The organism is Brevibacillus ruminantium, assembly GCF_023746555.1.
In the GTDB taxonomy this organism is placed as follows: Bacteria; Bacillota; Bacilli; order Brevibacillales; family Brevibacillaceae; genus Brevibacillus; species Brevibacillus ruminantium.
Genome location: NZ_CP098755.1, coordinates 53215 through 76736, shown reverse-complemented (window position 1 = coordinate 76736; position 23522 = coordinate 53215). Strand labels below are relative to the sequence as shown.

Below are 23522 nucleotides of genomic sequence, written 5' to 3'. Positions count from 1 at the left end.
CACTCCCAACCATTCTCCATTATAAAGGAGCAGGCAGGGAACAAGCTTCTGGAAAATGAAAAACCTCCGCAGCCGATGTTGCGGAGGGAGAAGGCATTTATTCAACCAGACTGCCCATAGGGCCGAAGAACTCAAAGTGTATCCGCTCTTCGGGCACGCCCCATTCACGCAAGGCCCGATAAACGCCTTTCATAAACGGAACCGGTCCGCAGAAATAAAACTCGGCGTGCTGGTCGGGCAGAACGGACTGAAGCCAAGGCAAGTCAATGAAACCTTCCCGGTCATAACTGCCGTGTGTCCGATCCGCTTCTGTCGGCTCAGAATACACCACGTAGGAAACGGACTGTGGATGCCCGGAGACGGCTGCTGTTACTTGTTCCCGCATCGCATGTGTAAGGCTGTTGCGTGCCGCGTGAATAAACGTAACCCGACGATTTGGCTGGCATTCGACAATCGCCTGCAGCATGCTCATCATAGGCGTAAGCCCGACACCCCCGCTCAGCAGGACCACAGGTGTCTCTTTTGTCATGTCGAGCGTAAAATCACCGGCTGGCGCGCTGATTGGCAAAATATCTCCCTCTTTCACTTGTTCATGGAGATACTGAGAGACGATCCCCGCCGGGGTTTCTCCTGCGCCATCCTCTCGTTTTACGCTGATGCGGTAATACTCTTTCCCTGGGCGATCTGACAGGCTGTACTGACGGATATGCGTATACGCTTGACCCGGTATGGTCATCTTTACGCTGATGTATTGACCAGGCAGAAATGACGGAAGCTTGCCTCCATCCAGCGGTTTCAGATAAAAGGAGGTAATGACCTCGCTTTCCTTCACTTTTTGGACCACTTCAAACGGCCGGAAATCTCTCCAGCCACCCTCTGCCTCTTCGGCTTCGCGGTACATGCCTTCTTCGACGCTGATAAAAGCGTCGGCGATCACGCCGTAGGCTTCTGCCCAAGCGTTGATAATCTCCTTCGTCGCTGCATCTCCCAGCACATCTTTGATGGCAGCCAGCAGATTTTCTCCGACAATCGGATAGTGCTCCGGTTTGATGCCCAGGCTGCGGTGCTTGTAAGCAATCTGCTTGACGGCAGGCAAAATCGCTTCCAGATTATCAATGTGAGCAGCAGCCGCATAGACCGCATTGGCCAGGGCTGTTTGCTGCCGTCCCTGTTTTTGATTGGCGTGGTTAAATATATGGAGCAGTTCTGGATGCTTGGCAAACAATATTTGGTAGAACCTGGTGGTAATCGCCTTGCCGTGCATTTCCAGGACGGGTACGGTTGATTTGATGATGTCGATTGTTTGTTGGCTAAGCATGCTAGCCCTCCTTTTTCCGAGATCATTTCCTGTACATGTCTCAGTATAAGGAGGTATGCAGGGTTTCCTCTGTGATTCGAGTCACATCAATCGTGGAGGGTTTGTGAACAGCTCCCCATGCGTTATCAGGTAGAGCCGACGCCCTCCGTCTTAAGCCGGATGTTCAAATCGAGCTTATGACCGTTACAAAAGCTGTCCTGTCTTTGTATTATAATAGTATTGACATGATTATTTGTTCATTTAGGAGGATCTCTGATGGATCACAGAGGCATCAAAGCTATTACACACGCGAGTACTTTTTTTGCTCCGATTCTCGTTCCGCTGCTGGTTTGGCTGTTGATTTCCGATCGATATGTGAAAAACACGGCTTTGCAAGCATTGTTTTTTCACATCATTATGGGTGTCTTGATTGCCATCTCGATCCCTTTCTGCTACATCCTGATCGGCATTCCGTTCTTTATTGTGTTTAGCCTGGTGGCCTTGTACTACCCGATCAAAGGCATTCTGTACTCGTTGAGCGGCAGACCGTTTGCATACCCGATCCTTGGTTCGCTTTTCCGCTGACCAAATTTACCAGTCCCATTTGCTCTTTGCCATTCCCAGCTTTTCCATCAGCCAGTAGGAGAGCGGCACCTCAATGGGCTTCAAGGATTGCTCAGTGCAAGCTGATTCGGGGGTGTACGAGAGCTCCTGCGCCTTTTCCCATGTGGTTTCTGCAAGATTATTGGTTTTTTCCGCCTGTTCATAACAGGGGGGCGAAATATAAGTCAGGTGTGTATGCTCCAGGATGATCCTGGTGTCCCCGTGGGGACCGAACGGAACCTTGACGAAAGAGAATATCACGACGATGGCCGCCACTGCGACAACCCCGCCTGTAATAAGACGGGGCGTTTGCTTTTTAGGATGGTTCATCTTTACTCTCACGCTTTCTGATGGTGATATTTACGAATGCGGGCGGGCGATTCTCACTTTCAACTGTGCAGGTAACTGAGCCGGGGCTTGCGTCTGAATCTGAGCCTTGGCTTGAAGGAGGAATCTTGCTAAGGCTATCACCTGCATGATCGTCAAACTGCCCTTGCAATTGCTGTGTCACCAGGCTGGAAAAGGCTGCTTGCAGCCCTAACGCTCCGTACTCAGCCCGGTATTCTTCGATCGTTCCCATGCGGGCTATTTTCCCATTCATCAGGAAAATTGCCTGATCCGCTACTGCTTCCGCTACCTGAAGCTGGTGAGTCGAGAAAATAACCGTTTGCCCGGCCTGCTTTACGCTCCTGACCAGATCGACGAAGGCATCCATCCAGTAGGGATCAAGACCATTTGTCGGCTCATCCAGTACGACCAGGGCTGGCTTATCGAGAATCGCCTGGGCAAACAAAAGGCGCTGCTGCATTCCTTTGGAAAAGACTGAGACCCGTTTGTTGCGCGCTTCATGAAGCCCTACCGCAATAAGTGCTTCCTCTGCTTCTGCGGCCGTTCTCCCCCGGAGGGAGGCAAAAAACCGAATCGTTTCGCTCGCCGTCAAACCCGCTCCAAAATGAAAATGATCGGGCATATAGCCAATTTGCCGCAAATAATACTCCTTGTCCAGCTTCCGGTTCAGTCCATTTAGCTCAATCGTCCCGGAGGTAGGCTGCAAGAGTCCGACAATCATCCGCAGAATGGTGCTTTTTCCTGCTCCATTGCCTCCACAGAGAGCTACCACTTGCCCGGGAGCAATCTTCAGATCAAAGGGATGGACGATCGTTTTTCCCTTGATCCGCTTCATCACTTGTACCATTTCCAGTCCGGTATTAGTCACGGTATCTCCCTCTTTCCCAGACCAATGTGGCAATCGCCATCGTACACACAATCCACATCACAGAAAGGGCGATGAACCCGATGATGCCGAACGGAGATTGCATCCAGGTGATCCAGTTGTAATATTCCGGGCCAAAAATGGAACCGCCCCCCATTTTGACGACCGAAAAGATCCTGACAAACTCAGCAGGGTTGAGGCAGGTTGCGATCTGCATAACCGGTTTGATCCATTTGTAGGGCAGAAAGCTCATCGCCGAGATGAGAAGGGTCGGCCAGGCCAAAATGTAGAAAAACCAGATGCTGACGCCAATCGTCAGGGCTTGCCAGCGGTTTCTGCTCAACGTCCCGACGACGATGGCGATCCCCAGAAACAACAGGACGATGCAAATGGAAAAGAACAGGAAAAAGAGAAGCGCTGACAACGTAAACCCCGTCCCCAGGAAAGAACCGATCAGGCCGGAAAAGCCGTATCCAAAGCAGACAATCGAGACGAGCACCACAGCCAGTCCAAAGTACTTTCCCCATAAAAATGCGGTCGTGGTCAAGGCGTAGGTGGACAGCAGCTGCCAGCTCCCTTCCTCCTTCTCTGCCGTTAGAGAAAAGGAAGCCAACAGCATGGTCATCAGGGGCAGCAGATACAAAATCAGGTTGAGCATTGTCCCTGTCGTGTACGTATACCCTTCCATGTAGGTTTGTGATTGGATGAGCAGCAACGCCAGGCTGAACAAAGAAAAAAGGGCCATAAACGAATAAGCCCAAGGATTTCGAAAGCCTATCTTGATCTCTCGTTTGGCGATTTTATCGATATGCACGTTCGCCACTTCCTCTGTTATCGATTAGTTGTGATTTGCAGTGCTTGGCGTGTGTTCTCCGGTTTTTCCGGCATCCCCGTGACCCTCTCCATGGCTTGCTCCATGATTTTCTGCTTGGCCCCCGCCATGTCCTTCGCCGTGGCCAGCTTTATGCTTTTTCATGCTCGACTCCCAGGTGTGGTTTTTCAAATCTTGAGCAACCATCACGGTACCTGCCTGTTGCTCCTTGGTGAAGGCATCCGCTGCTGATTTTTCTTTAAAGGAATAGATGCCATATCCCATCGGGGTTTTGAAGTTTTCATCGTAGACATAAGTCGCTTGCTCACCCTGCACCCACTCCTTGGAGAGGTAATCGCGGACATATTGGACATCGATCTGTTCAGTTCCGTTTTCTGCAATCCACTGGTACATGCAGCCGATGTCGTCAAATTTCAAAGCCTTTCCGTCTGTCATGAGGATTTCCGTGGCATGCTGGTCATTGGCTACGCCCATGTGACAAATTTCACACTTGTCTACACCCTCGGCAATGTCTACCGGCTGCGCTGCCTCTTTTCCGCATCCAATCATCACCGCCGATAAAATCATCATCATCCCTGCTGCAAACGACCATTTTTTCATTTTTGTCTCACTCCCAGATAAATTAATAGTATCGTTAAGGCCAGCAATGCTGCGCTGATGCCCATCACTGTCAAACGCTCTGTTGGCTGTCCGTTGTCAGCAGAGGACATCACCGCATGAACCGGAGCCATCAGCGGACGTTCGTCCCGGATCGAGGTTGCCGCGCTGGCTGTGAACAACCCCTCCAGAAAGACAAATCCCGGTGACTGAAAGAATAGCTGATACGGCGGTACTGCACCTGTCAGCGCCAGAAAAAACGGATTCATCTCATAGGGCAAGTCACTGTGTTGATCCCCGTCCAGATCAATGCCCTGCATCGTGTCCCAATAGTTGCCCTCCAACCGATTGGCTGCGCTGGTCTGCGCCTGTCCCTGAATCACATTGGCGATAAACTGATTGGCTGTAACCTGATTCTGTTCGGCACCTTTCAGTTGCATGCCGATGAAGTTTTTCTCCAGACGATTCCCGGAAACGACATTTTGCGTTGATTTTTCCATAAACAGACCGACCCGGTTTCCTTCGATCAGATTGTTTTGAATCGTCGACGCCGTCACGTCAAACAGCAGAATGCCCTGCGAATTGGGATTTTCCCGCTGCTTGATAAACTGATTCTCCCGCACATCTGCTCTCGTCGTTTCCATCAGCATCGCTCCGGTTACATTGGCACTCCCTGTGTTGCCGAGCAAAGCTGAATCCGATGTCCCCATGAAATGGTACCCGTACCGCGACTTCTCGACGTAGTTCTGTGTCATGTGGTTTGCATTGCTGTTTTCTACGTAGATCCCGTCAAACATATTTTCAATCCGGTTTGCTTCTATCCAGTTGGAATTGGCTCGATCCAGGTGAATGCCGTTTCCCTTTTTGGGTTCCGGGCCCGTGTTGACCGGGGCGAGAAACTTGTGTTTGCTATGGTCAATCTCTGTATCTGTATCGGTCTCAGGTTCGTTTACGCCACCCACGATGACCATCTCCCTGAGCGTATTGTGATGGGCCTGGATCAGCTGTACACCCGTTCCCATTGTCTCAATCGTGATCTTCTCCAGCAGGTTATTACTTCCCCGGACAACCACAGACGCGTCCGGTTCATTGATGCGTTTGTCGATAATACGCAGGTCTCGAACCGTCGCCTGATCGGACTCAATTGTCAGAACCGCCTCCTGGCCTGTGCTATTGATCACTACGTTTCCCTCTCCGCGCAGGATGAGCGGTTTGGCTATCCGAATCGGTCCCTCATAGGCTCCTTGGGGAATCGTGACGGTCTCACCCGGCTTTGCCTGGTCAATCATGCTCTGCAAGCCTTTCTGATCCTGGAGCGGAGCTGCACTGATTGTCACAGGGAAAGGAATCACTGCCAAGACAAAACTGGCGATCAGGCATCGCATGAATAGCCTCTTTATCTGACATTTTTTCGCCGTAAACAGATGTCTCCCCCCTTTGCCCCTTTTCCAACTATGACCAGCATAACAGGCACACCCTGTTTTGAAATGACTCATCCGGGCTAGGAAAAATGGCAAAAAAAGAAACAAATGTCCAATCTTGTTTGTGAAACAAAAAACAAAAACCGGGCGCTACAGGAAACTCCTGTCCGCCCGGCTGATTGCCTGCCCTTTTCTATTTTGCATGGGAAATGTTTCGTTATGAACCCGTTTCTTCCGTACGGCCAAATTGGCTATGATACAGTTCGTGGTAAAAGCCTTTCTGTTCCAGCAGCGTCTCATGTCTTCCCCGCTCAATAATACGCCCCTCATTCATAACCAGAATCTGGTCTGCTTCCCGGATTGTACTGAGCCGATGGGCAATGACGAAGCTGGTTCGTCCCCTCATCAGATTTTTCATCGCGGTCTGTATATGCATCTCTGTGCGCGTATCTACGTTGCTGGTCGCTTCGTCCAAAATCAGAATCGCGGGATCTGCCAGAATCGCCCGAGCAATCGTGAGCAATTGCCGCTGACCGTGAGAGAGGTTGCTTCCTTCGGCGGTCAGCATCGTCTCATACCCCCGGGACAGCTTTTTGATGAAGCTGTCTGCATTGGCCAACCTGGCAGCCGCCTCTACCTCCTCATCGGTTGCATCAAGACGGCCAAAGCGTATGTTTTCCCGAATCGTTCCGGCAAACAGGTAGGCATCCTGCAGCACGATGGCCAGTTGCTTGCGTAGATATCGCTTATCCATCGTCCTGATATCCTGACCATCGATGAGAATCGCTCCCTGGTCAATTTCATAAAAGCGGGTTAACAGATTGACGATCGTTGTTTTTCCCGTGCCCGTCGGTCCGACCAGCGCGATCATTTCACCTGGCTTTGCCGCAAATGTCACATCATGAAGGACAGGTACCTCCGCTTGATAGCCAAACGAGACGCGGTCAAAAGAGACCTCACCTTTGATTGGCTGTCCAGATTGGGGCTTTGTATCATCGCTGAATTCCGAATCCAGATCGAGGATCTCAAATACGCGCTCTGCTCCCGCAATGGTGGATTGAATCAGGTTGTACTGGTTTGCCAGTTCATTGATTGGGCGGCCAAACTGTTTGGAGTAGTGAAGAAAGCTCACGATAATCCCTACAGATGTCCAACCGTTGAAAGCCATCCATCCGCCTACCGCTGCCAGCAAGGCAAAACTGAGGTTATTCACCACGTTCATCACCGGACCGAACAGCCCGGAGAGGATTTGTGCCTGATTCCCGACACGCTTTAGTTTGTTGTTGATCTCTTGAAACTGTTCTGTAGAGATCGACTCGCGGCAAAAAAGCTTCACTACTTTTTGTCCGGAGATTGTCTCTTCGATAAAGCTGTTGAGTTCACCCAGCTGCTGCTGCTGTCCCTTAAAAAAATTCCGTGTATAGCTGGCAATCAGTTTGGTGAACAGTATGACAAGCGGTATGCTGATCAGACTCACCAAGGTGAGCCAGACGTTGAGACTCAGCATGATGATCAGTGATCCTGTAATCGTGATCAGACTCATCGCCAGTTGAATCACATTCTGATTGAGCGTATTGGAAACATTGTCGATATCATTGGTCATCCGGCTCATCAGCTCGCCGTGCTGACGGCTGTCAAAAAAACGGATAGAGAGCTGCTGGTAACGGGAAAAGAGATCCTTCCGCAGTTTCCAGACTGTTTGCTGGGTGACGCCTGACATCACATAGGATTGAAGCCAGGACATCAAGCTGCTGAACAGGTAGATAGCCACAAGCCCCAGGCAAAGCTTCGCAAGTCCGGCATAATCGCCCGGAAGAATGTACGCATCAATCGCCTTTCCGATCAGATAAGGACCAGCGAGGGCAAAACCGGAGCAGAGAATCGACAAGGCAAAAACCAATACCAACTTGCGCCGCTGCTCCGCCAGGTAGCTCCAGATTCTTATTAGCGTTTTATTGGTATTTTTCGCCTTTACCTTTGGGCCCATCCCCGGCATCCGGCCGCGCCCCATCCCTATGGACGCACCTGCCCCTCTCATCGGTGAAGAGCCTCGCGGATGTTGCTGTTGTTCATCCATGCAGCGACTCCTCCCTTCCCCGCTGAGATTGGTAGATCTCCTGATAAATCCTGCTCGTATGAAGCAACTGTTCGTGAGTACCTTGGGCAACCAGTTCCCCATCCTCGAGAACCAGTATATGATCCGCTCCTCGCACCGAAGAAATCCGCTGGGCAATGATAAAGCTGGTGCAGGTACCCATTAATTCTTTCAAAGCCTTCTGAATCCGTGCTTCCGTGCGGAAATCAACAGCACTGGTACTGTCATCCAAAATCAAAATAGCCGGTCTTACGAGCAAAGCCCGGGCTATCGAAAGCCGCTGCTTCTGCCCTCCCGACAACGTGACGCCCCTTTGTCCAATGATGGAATCGTAGCCGTCCGGCAAGCCCATGATAAAGGTGTGGGCATCTGCAGCCTTCGCTGCAGCTACGATTTCTTCCTCGGTAGCATCCGGCTTTCCAAAACAGATATTATCTCGAATGCTCCCGCTGAACAAAGTGGGCTGCTGCAATACCATCCCGATGCGGCTTCTGAGGTCGTGCAGCTGCATATCCCGAACATCGACTCCATCAATGCGGACACTGCCCTGCGTCACGTCATACAGCCGCGGAATGAGGCTCACCAAGGAGGTTTTACCTGAACCCGTAGCTCCCAGGATGGCAACCGTTTGACCAGATTGTGCAGTAAAGGAAATATTTCTGATCACTGAAGATGCGATGTTCCCCTCATAAGAAAAGCTGACATCTTCAAATTCAACCTCACCGGAGTGAAGCACACCCGTTTTGGCTCTTTCGGGATCGACAATCTCCGGTTGGAGCTCCATGACTTCGTTGATCCGTTCCGCAGAGGACTTCGCCCGCGAAACAAAAGGCATCATCATCCCGATCAGCAAAAGGGAGAAGAGCACTTGTGTCACGTAATTGATAAACGCGATCAACTCTCCGATATTCATCGTCTGATTCCCAACGCGTGCCCCTCCGAACCACAACACAGCCACAATGCTCATATTCAAAATGAACATCATGACAGGCATATTCAGAGCGATTGTTCTGGCTGCCTTCAAGGCTGTCTTCCGGTAGGCTTCATTGGCTTTTTCAAAACGATTGATTTCAAATGCAGAACGGACAAAGGCCTTGATGACGCGAATCCCGGTCAGATTCTCCTGAACAACGTTGTTAACATCGTCCAGTTTGGCCTGAACCTTGGAATAAAGGCGAAAAGCCATTCTCATCAGAATGGTCATAAAAACGACCAAGAGGGGCATCATGACCGCTAGGATCAGTGCCAGCAACGGACTGATACGGATCGCCATGACGAGACTGCCCAGTACCATCAACGGAGCTCTCACCAGTATTCGCAACGTCATCTGTACCAGCGTCTGAAGCTGCCCCACATCATTTGTCAGCCGCGTAATCAACGAACCGGTTTGAATGCGATCCAGATTGCCGAAAGAGAAGGTTTGCACTTTTTGAAACAGACTGTATCGCAAATCCGCTCCAAACCCTTGTGCCGCATAGCTTGAAAAGATCGTGCAACCAATCCCCCCGAGCAATCCAATCAGAGCAACCCCAAGCATTATGCCTCCGGTCTTTTGAATCAGCTCAAGATCTCCGGCCATGACTCCTTCGTTGATGATTTGGGCCATGAAGAGCGGCTGAAGCAAATCCATACAGACTTCCAGAAGCATGAAAAGCGGAGCCGCTACTACTGCCCTCCAGTATCTTTTCAGGTAAATCAGTAGCTTCCACAAGCGCAGGCACCTCTCTTGGTGAAACTTATTTCTAACCCTATGAAAAAACTTAGCAGGTTATGGCTAAACGACTGATAATGGAAATCTTTTTCAATGAAATTATAAACCTTTTGAGAAAGAAAGACAAAAAGCCATCCAATCGGATGGCTTTCTTCGCGCCTTGAAAACTGGATATGCATGTTTGCTAAAGGGTTTTGTGGATAAGTCCTCGACCGATTAGTATTCGTCAGCTCCACGCGTTGCCGCGCTTCCACACCGAACCTATCAACCTCATCGTCTATGAGGGGTCTTACCAGCTTGCGCTGTGGGAAGTCTCATCTTGGAGGGGGCTTCACGCTTAGATGCTTTCAGCGCTTATCCCTTCCGCACATAGCTACCCAGCTGTGCCACTGGCGTGACAACTGGTGCACCAGCGGTGCGTCCATCCCGGTCCTCTCGTACTAAGGACAGCTCTCCTCAAACTTCCTGCGCCCGCGACAGATAGGGACCGAACTGTCTCACGACGTTCTGAACCCAGCTCGCGTACCGCTTTAATGGGCGAACAGCCCAACCCTTGGGACCTACTTCAGCCCCAGGATGCGATGAGCCGACATCGAGGTGCCAAACCTCCCCGTCGATGTGGACTCTTGGGGGAGATAAGCCTGTTATCCCCAGGGTAGCTTTTATCCGTTGAGCGATGGCCCTTCCATGCGGAACCACCGGATCACTAAGCCCGACTTTCGTCCCTGCTCGACTTGTAGGTCTCGCAGTCAAGCTCCCTTCTGCCTTTACACTCTACGAATGATTTCCGACCATTCTGAGGGAACCTTTGGGCGCCTCCGTTACCTTTTAGGAGGCGACCGCCCCAGTCAAACTGCCCACCTGGCATGGTCCTCTCACCCGATCAGGGTGACGAGTTAGAAACTCCGTACATCAAGGGTGGTATCCCACCGACAGCTCCACAGAGGCTGGCGCCCCTGCTTCTCAGCTTCCCACCTATCCTGTACATGATGCACAAAGTTCCAATACCAGGCTACAGTAAAGCTCCATGGGGTCTTTCCGTCTTGTCGCGGGTAACCTGCATCTTCACAGGTATTATGATTTCACCGGGTCTCTTGCCGAGACAGCGCCCAAGTCGTTACGCCTTTCGTGCGGGTCGGAACTTACCCGACAAGGAATTTCGCTACCTTAGGACCGTTATAGTTACGGCCGCCGTTTACTGGGGCTTCGGTTCAAAGCTTCGCTTGCGCTAACCCATCCCCTTAACCTTCCAGCACCGGGCAGGCGTCAGCCCCTATACTTCGCCTTGCGGCTTCGCAGAGACCTGTGTTTTTGCTAAACAGTCGCTTGGGCCTTTTCACTGCGGCCCCCTCGGGCTATAAACCCTACCGGGGCGCCCCTTCTCCCGAAGTTACGGGGCCATTTTGCCGAGTTCCTTAGCAAGAGTTATCCCGCGCACCTTAGGATTCTCTCCTCGCCTACCTGTGTCGGTTTGCGGTACGGGCACCTTGTTCCTCGCTAGACGCTTTTCTTGGCAGTGTGAAATCAGGGACTTCGGTACTAAAATTTCCCTCGCCATCACAGCTTGCCCTTGATAGTGTGCGGATTTGCCTACACACCAGGCTTGCTGCTTGGACGGCCATCCAGTAGGCCGCTCACCCTATCCTCCTGCGTCACGCCATTGCTCAAACGGTACAGAGGTGGTACAGGAATATCAACCTGTTGTCCATCGCCTACGCCTTTCGGCCTCAGCTTAGGTCCCGACTAACCCTGGGAGGACGAGCCTTCCCCAGGAAACCTTAGGCTTTCGGTGGACAAGATTCTCACTTGTCTTTTCGCTACTTACACCGGCATTCTCACTTCCAAGCGCTCCACCGCTCCTTCCGGTACGGCTTCACTGCTGCTTGGAACGCTCCCCTACCCAGTCCGTAAGGACTGCCATAGCTTCGGTGGTATGTTTAGCCCCGTTACATTTTCCGCGCAGAGTCACTCGACCAGTGAGCTATTACGCACTCTTTAAATGGTGGCTGCTTCTAAGCCAACATCCTGGTTGTCTGGGCAACTCCACATCGTTTCCCACTTAACATACACTTGGGGACCTTAGCTGATGGTCTGGGCTGTTTCCCTCTTGACGATGGATCTTAGCACTCATCGTCTGACTCCCGGACATAAGTCATTGGCATTCGGAGTTTGACTGAGTTCGGTAACCCGATGAGGGCCCCTAGCCCAATCAGTGCTCTACCTCCAAGACTCTAATTCCGAGGCTAGCCCTAAAGCTATTTCGGGGAGAACCAGCTATCTCCGAGTTCGATTGGAATTTCACCGCTAGCCACACCTCATCCCCGCACTTTTCAACGTGCGTGGGTTCGGGCCTCCAGTAGGTGTTACCCTACCTTCACCCTGGACATGGCTAGATCACACGGTTTCGGGTCTACGGCAACGTACTTGCGCCCTATTCAGACTCGCTTTCGCTGCGGCTCCGTCTCTTCGACTTAACCTCGCACGCTACCGTAACTCGCCGGTTCATTCTACAAAAGGCACGCCGTCACCCATAGATCGGGCTCCGACTATTTGTAAGCACACGGTTTCAGGTACTATTTCACTCCCCTCCCGGGGTGCTTTTCACCTTTCCCTCACGGTACTGGTTCACTATCGGTCGCTAGGTAGTATTTAGCCTTAGCAGATGGTCCTGCCAGATTCACACGGGATTTCACGTGTCCCGCGCTACTCGGGGTGGGTCTCGGAGAGACGCGCGTTTGGGCTACGCGACTGTCACGCTCTATGGTCAGCTTTCCCAAACTGTTCACCTACGCGCGTCTTTTGTAACTCCATGTGAGACGCCCCACAACCCCGCCAGGTAAACCTGACGGTTTAGGCTCTTCCGCGTTCGCTCGCCGCTACTGACGGAATCACTATTGTTTTCTCTTCCTCCGGCTACTTAGATGTTTCAGTTCACCGGGTCTGCCTTCTCGCCACCTATGTATTCAGTGACGGATACCATCCCATTACGAATGGTGGGTTTCCCCATTCGGAGATCCCCGGATCAAAGCGTGCTTACCGCTCCCCGAGGCTTATCGCAGTTCGCTGCGTCCTTCTTCGGCTCCTAGCGCCAAGGCATCCACCGTGTGCCCTTAGTAACTTAACCACATTTGGTTCGTACTAATAGTACTTACACTTTAAATATCCTTAGCAATTACATGCATTATCCAGTTTTCAAAGAACGACGACGCACAGGATGTGCTAGCGTCTGCGTTACCTCAGGACGAGGTGCTTTTAGCAGACGGTCCTTTGCGTCCGCCTGGCAACGTCCTACTCTCCCGGTCCCCTGCGGGACAAGTACCATCGGCGCTGGAGGGCTTAACGGCCGTGTTCGGTATGGGAACGGGTGTGTCCCCTCCGCCATCATCGCCAGACTCGTAGGATGCGGGTCGTTCTGCGTTCCGACAGGACGTCGGTGCTTTTAGCAGAACCTCCTTATAAAAAGGCATCCATGCTTATGAACTTGAAGGAAATGCATCCTTCAAAACTGAACAGCGAACGGGCGTTTTTCCTAGCCGATTTGATACTGCCTCTCTCGAGGGAGAGAACAGATATCTCCATAGAAAGGAGGTGATCCATCCGCACCTTCCGGTACGGATACCTTGTTACGACTTCACCCCAGTCATCTACCCCACCTTCGGCGGCTGGCTCCTTGCGGTTACCTCACCGACTTCGGGTGTTGCAAACTCCCGTGGTGTGACGGGCGGTGTGTACAAGGCCCGGGAACGTATTCACCGCGGCATGCTGATCCGCGATTACTAGCGATTCCGACTTCATGCAGGCGAGTTGCAGCCTGCAATCCGAACTGAGACTGGTTTTAAGAGATTGGCATACTCTCGCGAGCTAGCATCCCGTTGTACCAGCCATTGTAGCACGTGTGTAGCCCAGGTCATAAGGGGCATGATGATTTGACGTCATCCCCGCCTTCCTCCGTCTTGTCGACGGCAGTCTCTCTAGAGTGCCCAACTGAATGCTGGCAACTAAAGATAAGGGTTGCGCTCGTTGCGGGACTTAACCCAACATCTCACGACACGAGCTGACGACAACCATGCACCACCTGTCACCGCTGCCCCGAAGGGAAGCCCTATCTCTAGGACGGTCAGCGGGATGTCAAGACCTGGTAAGGTTCTTCGCGTTGCTTCGAATTAAACCACATGCTCCACCGCTTGTGCGGGCCCCCGTCAATTCCTTTGAGTTTCAGTCTTGCGACCGTACTCCCCAGGCGGAGTGCTTATTGCGTTAGCTGCGGCACTGAGGGTATTGAAACCCCCAACACCTAGCACTCATCGTTTACGGCGTGGACTACCAGGGTATCTAATCCTGTTTGCTCCCCACGCTTTCGCGCCTCAGCGTCAGTTACAGACCAGAAAGCCGCCTTCGCCACTGGTGTTCCTCCACATCTCTACGCATTTCACCGCTACACGTGGAATACCGCTTTCCTCTTCTGCACTCAAGCTACACAGTTTCCGATGCGAACCGGGGTTGAGCCCCGGGCTTTAACACCAGACTTACATAGCCGCCTGCGCGCGCTTTACGCCCAATAATTCCGGACAACGCTTGCCACCTACGTATTACCGCGGCTGCTGGCACGTAGTTAGCCGTGGCTTCCTCGTCAGGTACCGTCAAGGTACCGCCCTGTTCGAACGGTACTTATTCGTCCCTGACAACAGAACTTTACAATCCGAAGACCTTCATCGTTCACGCGGCGTTGCTCCATCAGACTTTCGTCCATTGTGGAAAATTCCCTACTGCTGCCTCCCGTAGGAGTCTGGGCCGTGTCTCAGTCCCAGTGTGGCCGGTCACCCTCTCAGGTCGGCTACGCATCGTCGCCTTGGTAGGCCGTTACCCCACCAACTAGCTAATGCGCCGCAGGCCCATCTGCAAGTGATAGCTTGCGCCATCTTTCCATTCCCTCTCATGCGAGAGAGAATCCTATCCGGTATTAGCATGAGTTTCCCCATGTTATCCCGAGCTTACAGGCAGGTTGCCTACGTGTTACTCACCCGTCCGCCGCTAGCCCCCGAAGGGACTCGCTCGACTTGCATGTATTAGGCACGCCGCCAGCGTTCGTCCTGAGCCAGGATCAAACTCTCCAATAAAGTTGAGTTGATTCATTAGCTTCAAAACATTTTGCTAGGCTTGTGATTTACTCACTATTAAAACGCTTCGCTGTTCAGTTTTCAAAGAGCATTTCTTTTCAACCATTCCGGTATATCATGTTGCGTTTTAAAAGTCAACAGCTTTTTTAGTGCTTGTAAACTTTTTTAATGCAACCTGTCATGGCCTTCAGCCCGACTACTTTGAGTCAGGAATTTCATCGTAACATTTCGCAGCGGACAAGTCAACCTTTTTTTGCTGCCTGTTCACTTGTTACTTTTTGAAGAGTCCCTTATTTGAAAGGGTCCATTAAGGACAGAAATTCATTCTAACAAACTCGTTAACTACAGTCAAATGAATTTGTTGGAAATTTGGTGCGGTCGGCGAGACTCGAACTCGCACGGGTCGCCCCGCCACCCCCTCAAGATGGTGTGTCTGCCAATTCCACCACGACCGCAAATCATAATGGCGAGCCTACCAGGACTCGAACCTGGGCACCTGGTTCCGGAGACCAGTGCTCTATCCTCTGAGCTATAGGCTCAAATTCATGGGGCGATCGATGGGACTTGAACCCACGAGTGCCGGAGCCACAATCCGGTGCGTTAACCCCTTCGCCACGACCGCCATATAAATGAGAGTTATTCAGTTCGTCTGGCAGGGGCAGTAGGAATCGAACCCACACCAAAGGTTTTGGAGACCTTCGTTCTACCTTTAAACTATGCCCCTATGGTAGCGGTGGAGGGGCTCGAACCCCCGACCTTTCGGGTATGAACCGAACGCTCTAGCCAGCTGAGCTACGCCGCCACAAATCAAGCTATAGAAAGTAATGGCGGAGGGAGAGGGATTCGAACCCCCGTGGGCTTGCACCCTAACGGTTTTCAAGACCGCCCCGTTATGACCACTTCGGTATCCCTCCGCAATAGAAAACAGGCTTTTTGTAAGCCCATTAGATATAAATGGAGCGGGTGATGGGAATCGAACCCACGCGACCAGCTTGGAAGGCTGGAGTTCTACCATTGAACTACACCCGCAAATATGGTGCCGGTAGAGGGACTTGAACCCCCACGGTTTCCCTCACGATTTTGAGTCGCGCGCGTCTGCCAATTCCGCCATACCGGCATCTATGAAATTACATGGTCGGGAAGACAGGATTCGAACCTGCGACCCCTTGGTCCCAAGCCAAGTACTCTACCAAGCTGAGCTACTTCCCGATACTATCTTTTTTGTAGTGCGGCCCCGAATACTATTCGGTCTACACTATTACGCTTCACTTTACTTTTGGGGTAAAGTGGCGTGCCCTGAGAGATTCGAACTCCCGACCTTTTGATTCGTAGTCAAACGCTCTATCCAGCTGAGCTAAGGGCACATAATGGATAAGGTGTCTGTCCCCGAGGGTGAACCCGGAACGGGTGAGAGACTGAATAACTTCAATGGAGCGGACGACGGGTCTCGAACCCGCGACCTTCGCCTTGGCAAGGCGACGCTCTACCAATTGAGCTACGTCCGCATGCTGTTTCATATATTTCCCTGAAAAGGTGTGCCTTTATACTGCAAAGCTTTCTCTTTGCCTTTTGAGGTAATATGGTGCGGTCGAGAGGACTTGAACCTCCACGGTGTTGCCACCACTAGAACCTGAATCTAGCGCGTCTGCCAATTCCGCCACGACCGCATATTCCCTTTAAAAAACTGGTGAGCCATGAAGGACTCGAACCTTCGACCCTCTGATTAAAAGTCAGATGCTCTACCAACTGAGCTAATGGCTCATACAACTGGTGGGGAGAGACGGATTCGAACCGCCGAACCCAGAGGGAGCAGATTTACAGTCTGCCGCGTTTAGCCACTTCGCTATCTCCCCAGTCATATGGTGGTGCCGGCGATAGGACTTGAACCCACAACCCCCTGATTACAAGTCAGGTGCTCTACCAATTGAGCTACACCGGCGTATTTTTTTTGAAAAGGTGGCTCGGGACGGAATCGAACCGCCGACACGAGGATTTTCAGTCCTCTGCTCTACCGACTGAGCTACCGAGCCAAGCTATTGGGTGCCATCGACCCCTGCGTCATCAAGGGTGAGAGGCCCATGACTTCTTTAGAAATGGCGGAGCTGACGGGACTCGAACCCGCGACCTCCGGTGTGACAGACCGGCGTGAACTCCAACTTCACCACAGCTCCATGTTTCGATAAAAAAATCGTTTGCACCCGACGGGTACTCTGATTCTACCTGGGCCAAGATATAATATCAAGTAATATCAAGGCTGTTCAGCAGAAAATTTGGTTGCGGGAGCAGGATTTGAACCTGCGACCTTCGGGTTATGAGCCCGACGAGCTGCCAGACTGCTCCATCCCGCGACGATATAATACTCTGCTTCCTGGTCTTTCTTCGAGGGTGAACCGTTACGTGAGATCCCGTATCGAAAGCTGCGAAGAAAGAATGGTGGAGGCTGACGGGATCGAACCGCCGACCCTCTGCTTGTAAGGCAGATGCTCTCCCAGCTGAGCTAAGCCTCCAAATACCCCTCAACAGTTGTTTTGGGGCCCCCGCAAAGTGCCTAATGTTGCTACAAGGCGTTCACTTTGCTTTGCGGGGTAGTATGGTGACCCATAGGGGATTCGAACCCCTGTATGACAGCGTGAAAGGCTGCTGTGTTAAACCGCTTCACCAACGGGCCATATCTATGGCGGATGGAGTGGGATTTGAACCCACGAGACGAGTCATCCCCGTCTACACGATTTCCAATCGTGCTCCTTCGGCCGCTCGGACATCCATCCATCTTGAGAATCCGGAAAAGGCGGGCGAATCATCTAGCCAGCCGTTAACCCCTCACGGAATTCCTATACTAGCATGGTTTCCGTTAAAAATCAATAGTTTTTTTCAATCACTCTTAAAGTTTTTTCAATCGAACTTAAAGAATGTAGTTGGCGTAAACGAATTCGACAAAGTGTAGTATAGCGATTTTAGGCTCCTGAATCAAGAAGGAAAATCAAAAAAATATAAGAAAGATTCATCACCATAACCCGTGCTAGACATTGAAAAAACGCAGATGTTCCTCTATCGTGGGAGTTGTCGAGACAACCACTGAAAAGGAGGAAATCTGCGTTGTGCCTTGATTTTAGCACAGACTTTGTCAGACTTCCATCATTCCATCTCACTCATTGGGAAAAAACAACGGAAACGGATTGGATCGCTGTTCTGGAACCGAATTCTGCTTGTTATCTTTGTCCGATCTGTCTCCGAGCCAGTACCAACCATGCCCGTCCTGGACGGCGTATTCTTCGTCATCGTTTCGTTCCTTCTTGGGGGACCGTCTGGGTATCCGTTCCCGTGTATCGCCAGCGCTGTGCGAGTTGTGGGCTTACATGGACAGTGGAATGGAACGGTATCCCGCCTCGAGGATTGGTCACCTCTGCTTTTCAAGAGATGGCGGTGGATATGTGCCGCGGCCGGGATTTGCTCTCGGTTGCCAAGCAATTGAGTGTGGCCTACTCGACACTCGAACGCTGGTACTACCAACTGGCCCCCCAACGCCTTGCTCAACCAAAAGAACATGAAGCTCCTGAAGTGGTCTGTCTGGATGAGTTTGCGTTGCAAAAAGGACATAAGTACGGCGTGAACCTCATGGATGCTCAAACCGGTCATATCTGGCAAGTCACAGAAGGACGTTCACGTGAACAGGTACGAAACGCCCTGCAGCAATGGCCCTTTCGTAAGGCTCCCCATGTAGTTGTCACGGATTTGGCTCCAGGAATGGCTGAAACAGTACGCCAAGTCTGGAAGCATACCCTTGTGGTAGCAGATAAATTTCACGTGATCCAGCTTTTCTCGAAAGCGTTGGAAGCTACCCGAAAACGCACTCATGCTCGTGGAACACATCGTCGGGGCAGACATGAGCAACGCCTGCTCCATACGATCCCTGACAAGCTGAAGCCCGAAGAGCTTCAGGAACTGAAGAATTGGTTAGCAGAAGATCCACACCTCAAACGACTCTACTTTGCGCTTCAAGACATAAGAACCGTGTATGCCGTTCAAACCCAAGAGGCAGGCGAGGAAGCACTTCAGAAATGGATTGACGACCATCTCTATTCTCCGACTCCTGCGGTTCGTTCCATTGCCAAAACGATTGTCCAGTGGCGAGAGCCCATTCAGAATTATTTCTCCTTTCGGGTAACGAATGCCAAGATTGAAGGGACACACAACAAAGTGAAGGTGATCAAACGAAGAGCCTACGGCTACCGCAATCTAGAGAGATTCAAGATTCGCATTAGACTGGAGTGTAAACCGGCTACATAACTACGAAAAACTGCGATAGAGGGAGATCAAGCACGTTTTACGGTGAAGAGCTATAAGAAATACGGATTGATTCTGCAAACAAGCTTTGTCAAATATTGAGTAGGAGGATCACAAAATGAACGCAACCCATGAAATGAAAGCCTTGCTTTTCGAAGAACTGGACTTGATTGTGCGAACCACTGCCGGATTGGTCCGTCGCATTCCATCCGATCAATGGGAGTACAGGCCCATTGAACAAATGAGAACCTTGAGAGAGCTGGTCGAGCATCTGGTCGCGGTTCCCTCCGTTGATCTTTTGATCCTTCAGGAAAAAACGGAAGCAGACATACGCCAACTGGAGGCAAAAATCGCTGAACTTCCGGATCAGGAAGCCTTGATCGAACAGATGGTGACCGGCACGAACGATCTAAAGGCGTACATGGAAGGATTGTCAGACGAGGATTTTCTGCAAAAGAAAACAAAACCATTTTACCTGGAACACGGAACGGTTCAGGCAAAATGGTTGATCGAGATTGTCACCCACGCGCAGCATCATCGCGCGCAATTGTTTACGTATCTTAAACAGCTCGGTCACGAAGTAAACATGTTTGATCTGTATTAACCTGCGTTTACTTGATATTTTGAAACCACTCGGCAGCTGCCTCAGCCTCGGTCATTGTTAATTGATGTCCGCGCTGTTCCCAGTGCACCTCTACCTGTGCACCTGCAGAAGCCAAAAGTATTTTCAGCTCATCTGTCTCTTGGGGCGAACAAATCGGATCATTCGCTCCGGCTCCGATAAACACGGCCAAACGGGACATGTTCGGAAGCTCCTTGTTTCGGAGAGGCACCATCGGATGATGCAAGATGGCGGCTCGAAATACATTTTCATAATGGAAGAGCAGACTCCCGATGATGTTTGCGCCATTTGAATAGCCGACCGCAACCAGATTGTTTTTGTCCAGCTGGTACTTCTCCACGCAATCATCCAAAAAATCTTTTAACTCCTTCGTCCTTTCCACCAAATCCACTTCATCAAAGACACCTTCCGCAAGCCGGCGGAAGAAACGGGGCATTCCGTTCTCCAGCACATTTCCCCGTACGCTCAAAACAGAGGAGCCAGGGGAAATCAGTTCAGCAAGCGGCAACAAATCCTGCTCCGTTCCTCCCGTGCCATGAAAGAGAACCAAAGTGGGAGCACTGGCATCCTCGCCCTTTTTAAACAAGTGGATCATGGTTTTTTCACCTCGGGTACGCGAACTTGGATAGGAGCCAGGTTGCGCTCGATCTGGCTGCGATACGGCTCATACCATTCGGGCAGCATCAGCTTTTCTCCCAACGCGTTCAGTTCCTCATCGAGTCCAAAGCCCGGCGGATCTGTAGCGATTTCAAACAGGATACCGCCGCTTTCCCGGAAATAAATCGAATTAAAATACTGCCGCGGTTGAACGGGCGTCGGGTGATACCCGCGATTTTGGAGTTGATCTAACCACTCAAGCTGCTCAGCGTCATCTTTTGTTCTCCAGGCGATGTGATGGACTGTCCCCGTTCCCTCGGTTCCAAACGGTACAGGGTCTTTTCGCAAATCTATGATATTCCCCAGATCGGCGGGCGTTTTGAACCGGATAAACCCGTCTTGCTCAGCCACTTTTTCCATACCTAGCGAGCCAGTCAGCAGGTTTTCCGTTTTCACCGGTGCACCGCTGTACAGAACGGCACCTCCAAAGCCTTTAATGGCTTCGTCTCTTGGAATACCTGCGAAGGACCAGGTACTTTTCGCCCCCGCTTCCCGTTCCACGATCTCCAGTTGCAGGCCGTCATGGTCTTCAAAAGACAGATAGGTCTCTGAAAAACGGGTGGTTTGCGTAAAGGGAATTCCATACGATGTCAGACGATCGCTCCAGAACGTCAAAGAACCTGGCGGGACGGCATATGTCGTAATGCCGACCTGTCCGCCTCCGACTTTCCCTTTTTGTCCTTGAGGCCACGGGAAAAAGGTGATGATCGTTCCCGGCTGGCCCAGCTCGTCTCCGAAATACAGGTGATACACATCGGGCTGATCGAAATTAACGGTCTTTTTAACCAATCTCAGCCCGAGAATGCCTGCGTAAAAATCTACGTTCTGCTGCGCATCCCCGACAAAAGCGGTAATGTGATGAATTCCTGCCGTTTGCAGCTTCATGAGCACTCACTCCTTATTATTACGATGTCCTTCGTCTGCGTTCAAAATGTACGTCCCTTTATCTGCTTGGGCGATCTTGTTTCGAAATCAAGTATCTTTAATTTGAGATAATTGTATCGACTGTGATTTCTTTTGTCAACACGAATCCGTTTTTCCACCGTTCTCTTTTCCATAGTCAATCCCGTAGAGGATCATTCTGCTGCCCACATTGGTCAAATTCGTTCTGGTCACAAAATAAAGAAAGGCGAAGCAATAACCAGCCGTTACTGTCGCCTTTTCCTTTCTTCTCTATTATTTCAGACCGTTTTTCACCCATTGGGCTACGGTCGCTGTGCGCTTCGCTTGATGTTTGACCGCGTTTTGGACATCTTCCACCAGGTTTCCGTTTTGGTCAACGGTGACGCTGGTGCCGTACGGGTTGCCGCCAGCTCCGAAGATTGCCGGGTCTGTATAGCCTGGCGCAGCAATGATCGCTCCCCAGTGATACATGGTTGTGTAGAGTTGAAGAATCGTCTGCTCTTGCCCGCCATGCGGGTTTTGTGCGGAAGTCATGGCACTCACCACTTTATTGGCCAGCTTGCCATGGAACCACAAGCCGCCTGTGGTATCCAGAAATTGCTTTACCTGTCCAGGAACATTGCCAAATCGGGTAGGAATGCTGAAAATAATTGCATCTGCCCACTCCAGATCCCCAAGCGTTACTTCGGGAACATCTTTGGTCGCTTCCACGTGAGCCTTCCACGCCGGGTTTGAATCAATGGCAGCCTGCGGCGCAAGCTCAGGAACTTTTACGACTTTTACTTCCGCTCCAGCTTCCCGGGCCCCTTCGGCAGCCCACTGGGCCAGTTGGTAGTTGGTACCGGTGGAGCTGTAATAAATGACGGCAAGATTTACGTTTGACATTTTTCAATCTCCTTTTTTCGTGTAGTACCAAACAAAAAACCAAAAGCGCAATAAGCCAGCAATTCCTGATGGTTTTCCTGTTTTTGTTCGTTCGTTGCCTAGTCGGGAATCATTATTTCCTCATAGAATTTTTTTAAACCCTCGGCTTTGTTTGCCCCTCCTGCAACCCGAGTTCCAAAAAAGGAAAATAACTTACCTTATGTTAGTATATTACATTTATACGATTTCCTTTGTCAAGCCACTAACATTCGTATAGTTAAATAAATAACAAAAAAAGAGATCAGCCTGACTGGCTAATCCCTTGATTTTTATGTATGGCGGAGAGAGTGGGATTCGAACCCACGCACGCCTCACGACGCCTAACGCATTTCGAGTGCGTCCCCTTATGACCACTTGGGTATCTCTCCATATTTTCATTCGAAACAAAAATAAATATAGCAGATGTTTTCTCCTTTCGCAAGAGTAAATCCTTGGCACCCCTTGATTTGCGTTGTTGCTTGGGCCAATATAAGAAAAGCACATCTGAATTATGAAGAGAAACGGGGAATTCGCATGAAGCGAGAACGTTTAGATAAGGTATTGGCCAATATGGGCTTCGGTACCCGCAAGGAAGTAAAGGCACTAGTGAAACAAAAGCAGGTTGTCGTAGACGGTGTCGTCGCTACTGATCCGGGCATGCACGTCATCCCGGAGGAGCAGGAGATCACCGTAGACGGCGAGCCGATCAACTTCAAACGCTGGCTCTATATCATGCTGAACAAGCCGCCTGGCGTCGTCTCCGCTACCGAAGACAATCTGCATGAGACGGTCGTTGATCTCTTGCCGTACGAATGGGCGATTAAGGTTTTCCCCGTCGGCCGCCTGGATATTGATACCGAAGGTCTGCTGCTGTTAACCAACGATGGCCAGCTCTCCCACAACCTGCTCTCTCCTAAAAAGAAAGTGGACAAGGAGTATTTTGCCCGCATCAAGGGACGTGTGACTGAGAGACACGTCGAGGAGTTCGCCTGCGGGGTGGAGCTGGAGGATTTTACGACCCTCCCGGCCAAACTGGAGATTCTCTCCTCCGGTGAAATCTCCGAAATCCGCGTGACGATTATGGAAGGAAAGTTCCATCAGGTAAAACGGATGTTCGCTGCTTTTGACCTGGAAGTGATCTACCTGCAGCGCATTCGGATCGGTCCGATTCATCTGGATGGCTCACTCAACCCAGGTGAATACCGGGAACTGACCGAGGAAGAAATGGAATTCCTGCAAGGCTACACAATCGAGTAGGAGGGGGTGG

At 51.1% G+C, this 23522-nt stretch carries 14 protein-coding genes, 22 tRNA genes, 3 rRNA genes and 1 pseudogene; 4 read left to right on the top strand and 36 right to left on the bottom strand.

The window, feature by feature from the left end:
* Positions 1-97: 97 nt before the first annotated feature.
* Positions 98-1318 carry an NO-inducible flavohemoprotein gene (gene hmpA, locus NDK47_RS00465; protein ID WP_251872951.1) on the bottom strand — a complete coding sequence of 407 codons (1221 nt, stop codon included), beginning with the start codon at positions 1316-1318 and terminating at the stop codon, positions 98-100.
* 255 nt (positions 1319-1573) lie between these two features.
* Between hmpA and NDK47_RS00460 the strand changes: the two genes are divergently transcribed.
* Positions 1574-1882: a DUF4870 domain-containing protein gene (locus NDK47_RS00460; protein WP_251872950.1), complete on the top strand. Its 309-nt coding sequence runs from the start codon at positions 1574-1576 to the stop codon at positions 1880-1882.
* Between the two features lie 6 nt (positions 1883-1888).
* Here NDK47_RS00460 and NDK47_RS00455 read toward each other — a convergent pair whose 3' ends face one another.
* The 31 genes and pseudogenes from NDK47_RS00455 to NDK47_RS00305 form a co-directional block, all read right to left on the bottom strand.
* On the bottom strand, positions 1889-2230 hold the full coding sequence (locus tag NDK47_RS00455) for a hypothetical protein (protein ID WP_251872949.1): 342 nt from the start codon (positions 2228-2230) through the stop codon (positions 1889-1891).
* 172 nt (positions 2231-2402) lie between these two features.
* A pseudogene (locus NDK47_RS00450) lies at positions 2403-3095 on the bottom strand (ABC transporter ATP-binding protein); the annotation flags it as partial.
* A gap of 13 nt (positions 3096-3108) precedes the next feature.
* Positions 3109-3927: an ABC transporter permease gene (locus NDK47_RS00445; protein WP_251872948.1), complete on the bottom strand. Its 819-nt coding sequence runs from the start codon at positions 3925-3927 to the stop codon at positions 3109-3111.
* Between the two features lie 24 nt (positions 3928-3951).
* Positions 3952-4545 carry a nitrous oxide reductase accessory protein NosL gene (locus NDK47_RS00440; protein ID WP_251872947.1) on the bottom strand — a complete coding sequence of 198 codons (594 nt, stop codon included), beginning with the start codon at positions 4543-4545 and terminating at the stop codon, positions 3952-3954.
* Positions 4542-5927 (bottom strand): right-handed parallel beta-helix repeat-containing protein, encoded by a 1386-nt coding sequence (locus tag NDK47_RS00435; RefSeq protein ID WP_251872946.1) that lies wholly within the window; start codon positions 5925-5927, stop codon positions 4542-4544. The genes NDK47_RS00440 and NDK47_RS00435 overlap by 4 nt, the downstream gene beginning before the upstream one ends.
* A 253-nt stretch (positions 5928-6180) precedes the next feature.
* Positions 6181-8040, bottom strand: coding sequence for an ABC transporter ATP-binding protein (locus NDK47_RS00430; protein WP_407653373.1), 1860 nt, complete (start codon positions 8038-8040; stop codon positions 6181-6183).
* Entirely contained in the window at positions 8033-9769 is a 1737-nt protein-coding gene (locus tag NDK47_RS00425; protein WP_251872945.1) for an ABC transporter ATP-binding protein, read from the bottom strand. Before NDK47_RS00425 ends, NDK47_RS00430 begins: the two co-directional genes overlap by 8 nt.
* A 196-nt stretch (positions 9770-9965) precedes the next feature.
* Positions 9966-12893, bottom strand: a 23S ribosomal RNA gene (locus NDK47_RS00420).
* A 151-nt stretch (positions 12894-13044) separates the two neighbouring features.
* Positions 13045-13161: ribosomal RNA gene (rrf, locus tag NDK47_RS00415) — 5S ribosomal RNA — on the bottom strand.
* 189 nt (positions 13162-13350) lie between these two features.
* Positions 13351-14886 (bottom strand): 16S ribosomal RNA (locus NDK47_RS00410).
* The 16S, 23S and 5S rRNA genes sit together here with 21 tRNA genes alongside, the layout of an rRNA operon.
* 370 nt (positions 14887-15256) lie before the next feature.
* Positions 15257-15341, bottom strand: a tRNA-Leu gene (locus NDK47_RS00405).
* A gap of 9 nt (positions 15342-15350) precedes the next feature.
* A tRNA-Arg gene (locus NDK47_RS00400) sits at positions 15351-15425 on the bottom strand.
* Positions 15426-15432: 7 nt separating this feature from the next.
* Positions 15433-15508 (bottom strand) — tRNA-His (locus tag NDK47_RS00395).
* 28 nt (positions 15509-15536) lie between these two features.
* A tRNA-Trp gene (locus NDK47_RS00390) sits at positions 15537-15610 on the bottom strand.
* Position 15611: 1 nt separating this feature from the next.
* Positions 15612-15688: transfer RNA gene (locus NDK47_RS00385), tRNA-Met, on the bottom strand.
* A gap of 23 nt (positions 15689-15711) precedes the next feature.
* A tRNA-Ser gene (locus NDK47_RS00380) sits at positions 15712-15800 on the bottom strand.
* Positions 15801-15841: 41 nt separating this feature from the next.
* Positions 15842-15915, bottom strand: a tRNA-Gly gene (locus NDK47_RS00375).
* 5 nt (positions 15916-15920) lie between these two features.
* Positions 15921-16003: transfer RNA gene (locus NDK47_RS00370), tRNA-Leu, on the bottom strand.
* A 15-nt stretch (positions 16004-16018) separates the two neighbouring features.
* A tRNA-Pro gene (locus tag NDK47_RS00365) sits at positions 16019-16095 on the bottom strand.
* A gap of 78 nt (positions 16096-16173) precedes the next feature.
* Positions 16174-16250, bottom strand: a tRNA-Arg gene (locus NDK47_RS00360).
* A gap of 65 nt (positions 16251-16315) precedes the next feature.
* A tRNA-Gly gene (locus NDK47_RS00355) sits at positions 16316-16391 on the bottom strand.
* A 75-nt stretch (positions 16392-16466) separates the two neighbouring features.
* Positions 16467-16553: transfer RNA gene (locus tag NDK47_RS00350), tRNA-Leu, on the bottom strand.
* Positions 16554-16571: 18 nt separating this feature from the next.
* A tRNA-Lys gene (locus NDK47_RS00345) sits at positions 16572-16647 on the bottom strand.
* A gap of 7 nt (positions 16648-16654) precedes the next feature.
* Positions 16655-16739: transfer RNA gene (locus NDK47_RS00340), tRNA-Tyr, on the bottom strand.
* Positions 16740-16749: 10 nt separating this feature from the next.
* Positions 16750-16825, bottom strand: a tRNA-Thr gene (locus tag NDK47_RS00335).
* A gap of 18 nt (positions 16826-16843) precedes the next feature.
* Positions 16844-16916, bottom strand: a tRNA-Phe gene (locus NDK47_RS00330).
* 64 nt (positions 16917-16980) lie between these two features.
* Positions 16981-17057 (bottom strand) — tRNA-Asp (locus NDK47_RS00325).
* A 100-nt stretch (positions 17058-17157) separates the two neighbouring features.
* Positions 17158-17234: transfer RNA gene (locus NDK47_RS00320), tRNA-Met, on the bottom strand.
* A gap of 83 nt (positions 17235-17317) precedes the next feature.
* A tRNA-Val gene (locus NDK47_RS00315) sits at positions 17318-17393 on the bottom strand.
* Positions 17394-17477: 84 nt separating this feature from the next.
* A tRNA-Glu gene (locus NDK47_RS00310) sits at positions 17478-17554 on the bottom strand.
* A gap of 7 nt (positions 17555-17561) precedes the next feature.
* A tRNA-Ser gene (locus tag NDK47_RS00305) sits at positions 17562-17654 on the bottom strand.
* Positions 17655-17982: 328 nt separating this feature from the next.
* Here NDK47_RS00305 and NDK47_RS00300 point away from each other — a divergent pair.
* Together NDK47_RS00300 and NDK47_RS00295 are read left to right on the top strand one after the other, a co-directional pair.
* Positions 17983-19173: an ISL3 family transposase gene (locus NDK47_RS00300; protein WP_172920624.1), complete on the top strand. Its 1191-nt coding sequence runs from the start codon at positions 17983-17985 to the stop codon at positions 19171-19173.
* Positions 19174-19288: 115 nt separating this feature from the next.
* Positions 19289-19774, top strand: a complete 486-nt coding sequence (locus NDK47_RS00295) for a DinB family protein (protein WP_251872944.1) — start codon at positions 19289-19291, stop codon at positions 19772-19774.
* A 7-nt stretch (positions 19775-19781) separates the two neighbouring features.
* On the opposite strand, the gene NDK47_RS00290 is transcribed toward NDK47_RS00295, so the two are convergent.
* The 4 genes from NDK47_RS00290 to NDK47_RS00275 all read right to left on the bottom strand — a co-directional run bounded on the left by NDK47_RS00290 (position 19782) and on the right by NDK47_RS00275 (position 22644).
* Entirely contained in the window at positions 19782-20387 is a 606-nt protein-coding gene (locus NDK47_RS00290) for an alpha/beta hydrolase (protein ID WP_251872943.1), read from the bottom strand.
* Positions 20384-21334, bottom strand: coding sequence for a ring-cleaving dioxygenase (locus NDK47_RS00285; RefSeq protein WP_251872942.1), 951 nt, complete (start codon positions 21332-21334; stop codon positions 20384-20386). Before NDK47_RS00285 ends, NDK47_RS00290 begins: the two co-directional genes overlap by 4 nt.
* 291 nt (positions 21335-21625) lie before the next feature.
* Positions 21626-22237: an NAD(P)H:quinone oxidoreductase gene (wrbA, locus tag NDK47_RS00280; RefSeq protein WP_251872941.1), complete on the bottom strand. Its 612-nt coding sequence runs from the start codon at positions 22235-22237 to the stop codon at positions 21626-21628.
* A gap of 315 nt (positions 22238-22552) precedes the next feature.
* Positions 22553-22644, bottom strand: a tRNA-Ser gene (locus NDK47_RS00275).
* 145 nt (positions 22645-22789) lie between these two features.
* Here NDK47_RS00275 and NDK47_RS00270 point away from each other — a divergent pair.
* Entirely contained in the window at positions 22790-23512 is a 723-nt protein-coding gene (locus NDK47_RS00270) for a pseudouridine synthase (RefSeq protein WP_251872940.1), read from the top strand.
* Positions 23513-23522 lie beyond the last annotated feature (10 nt).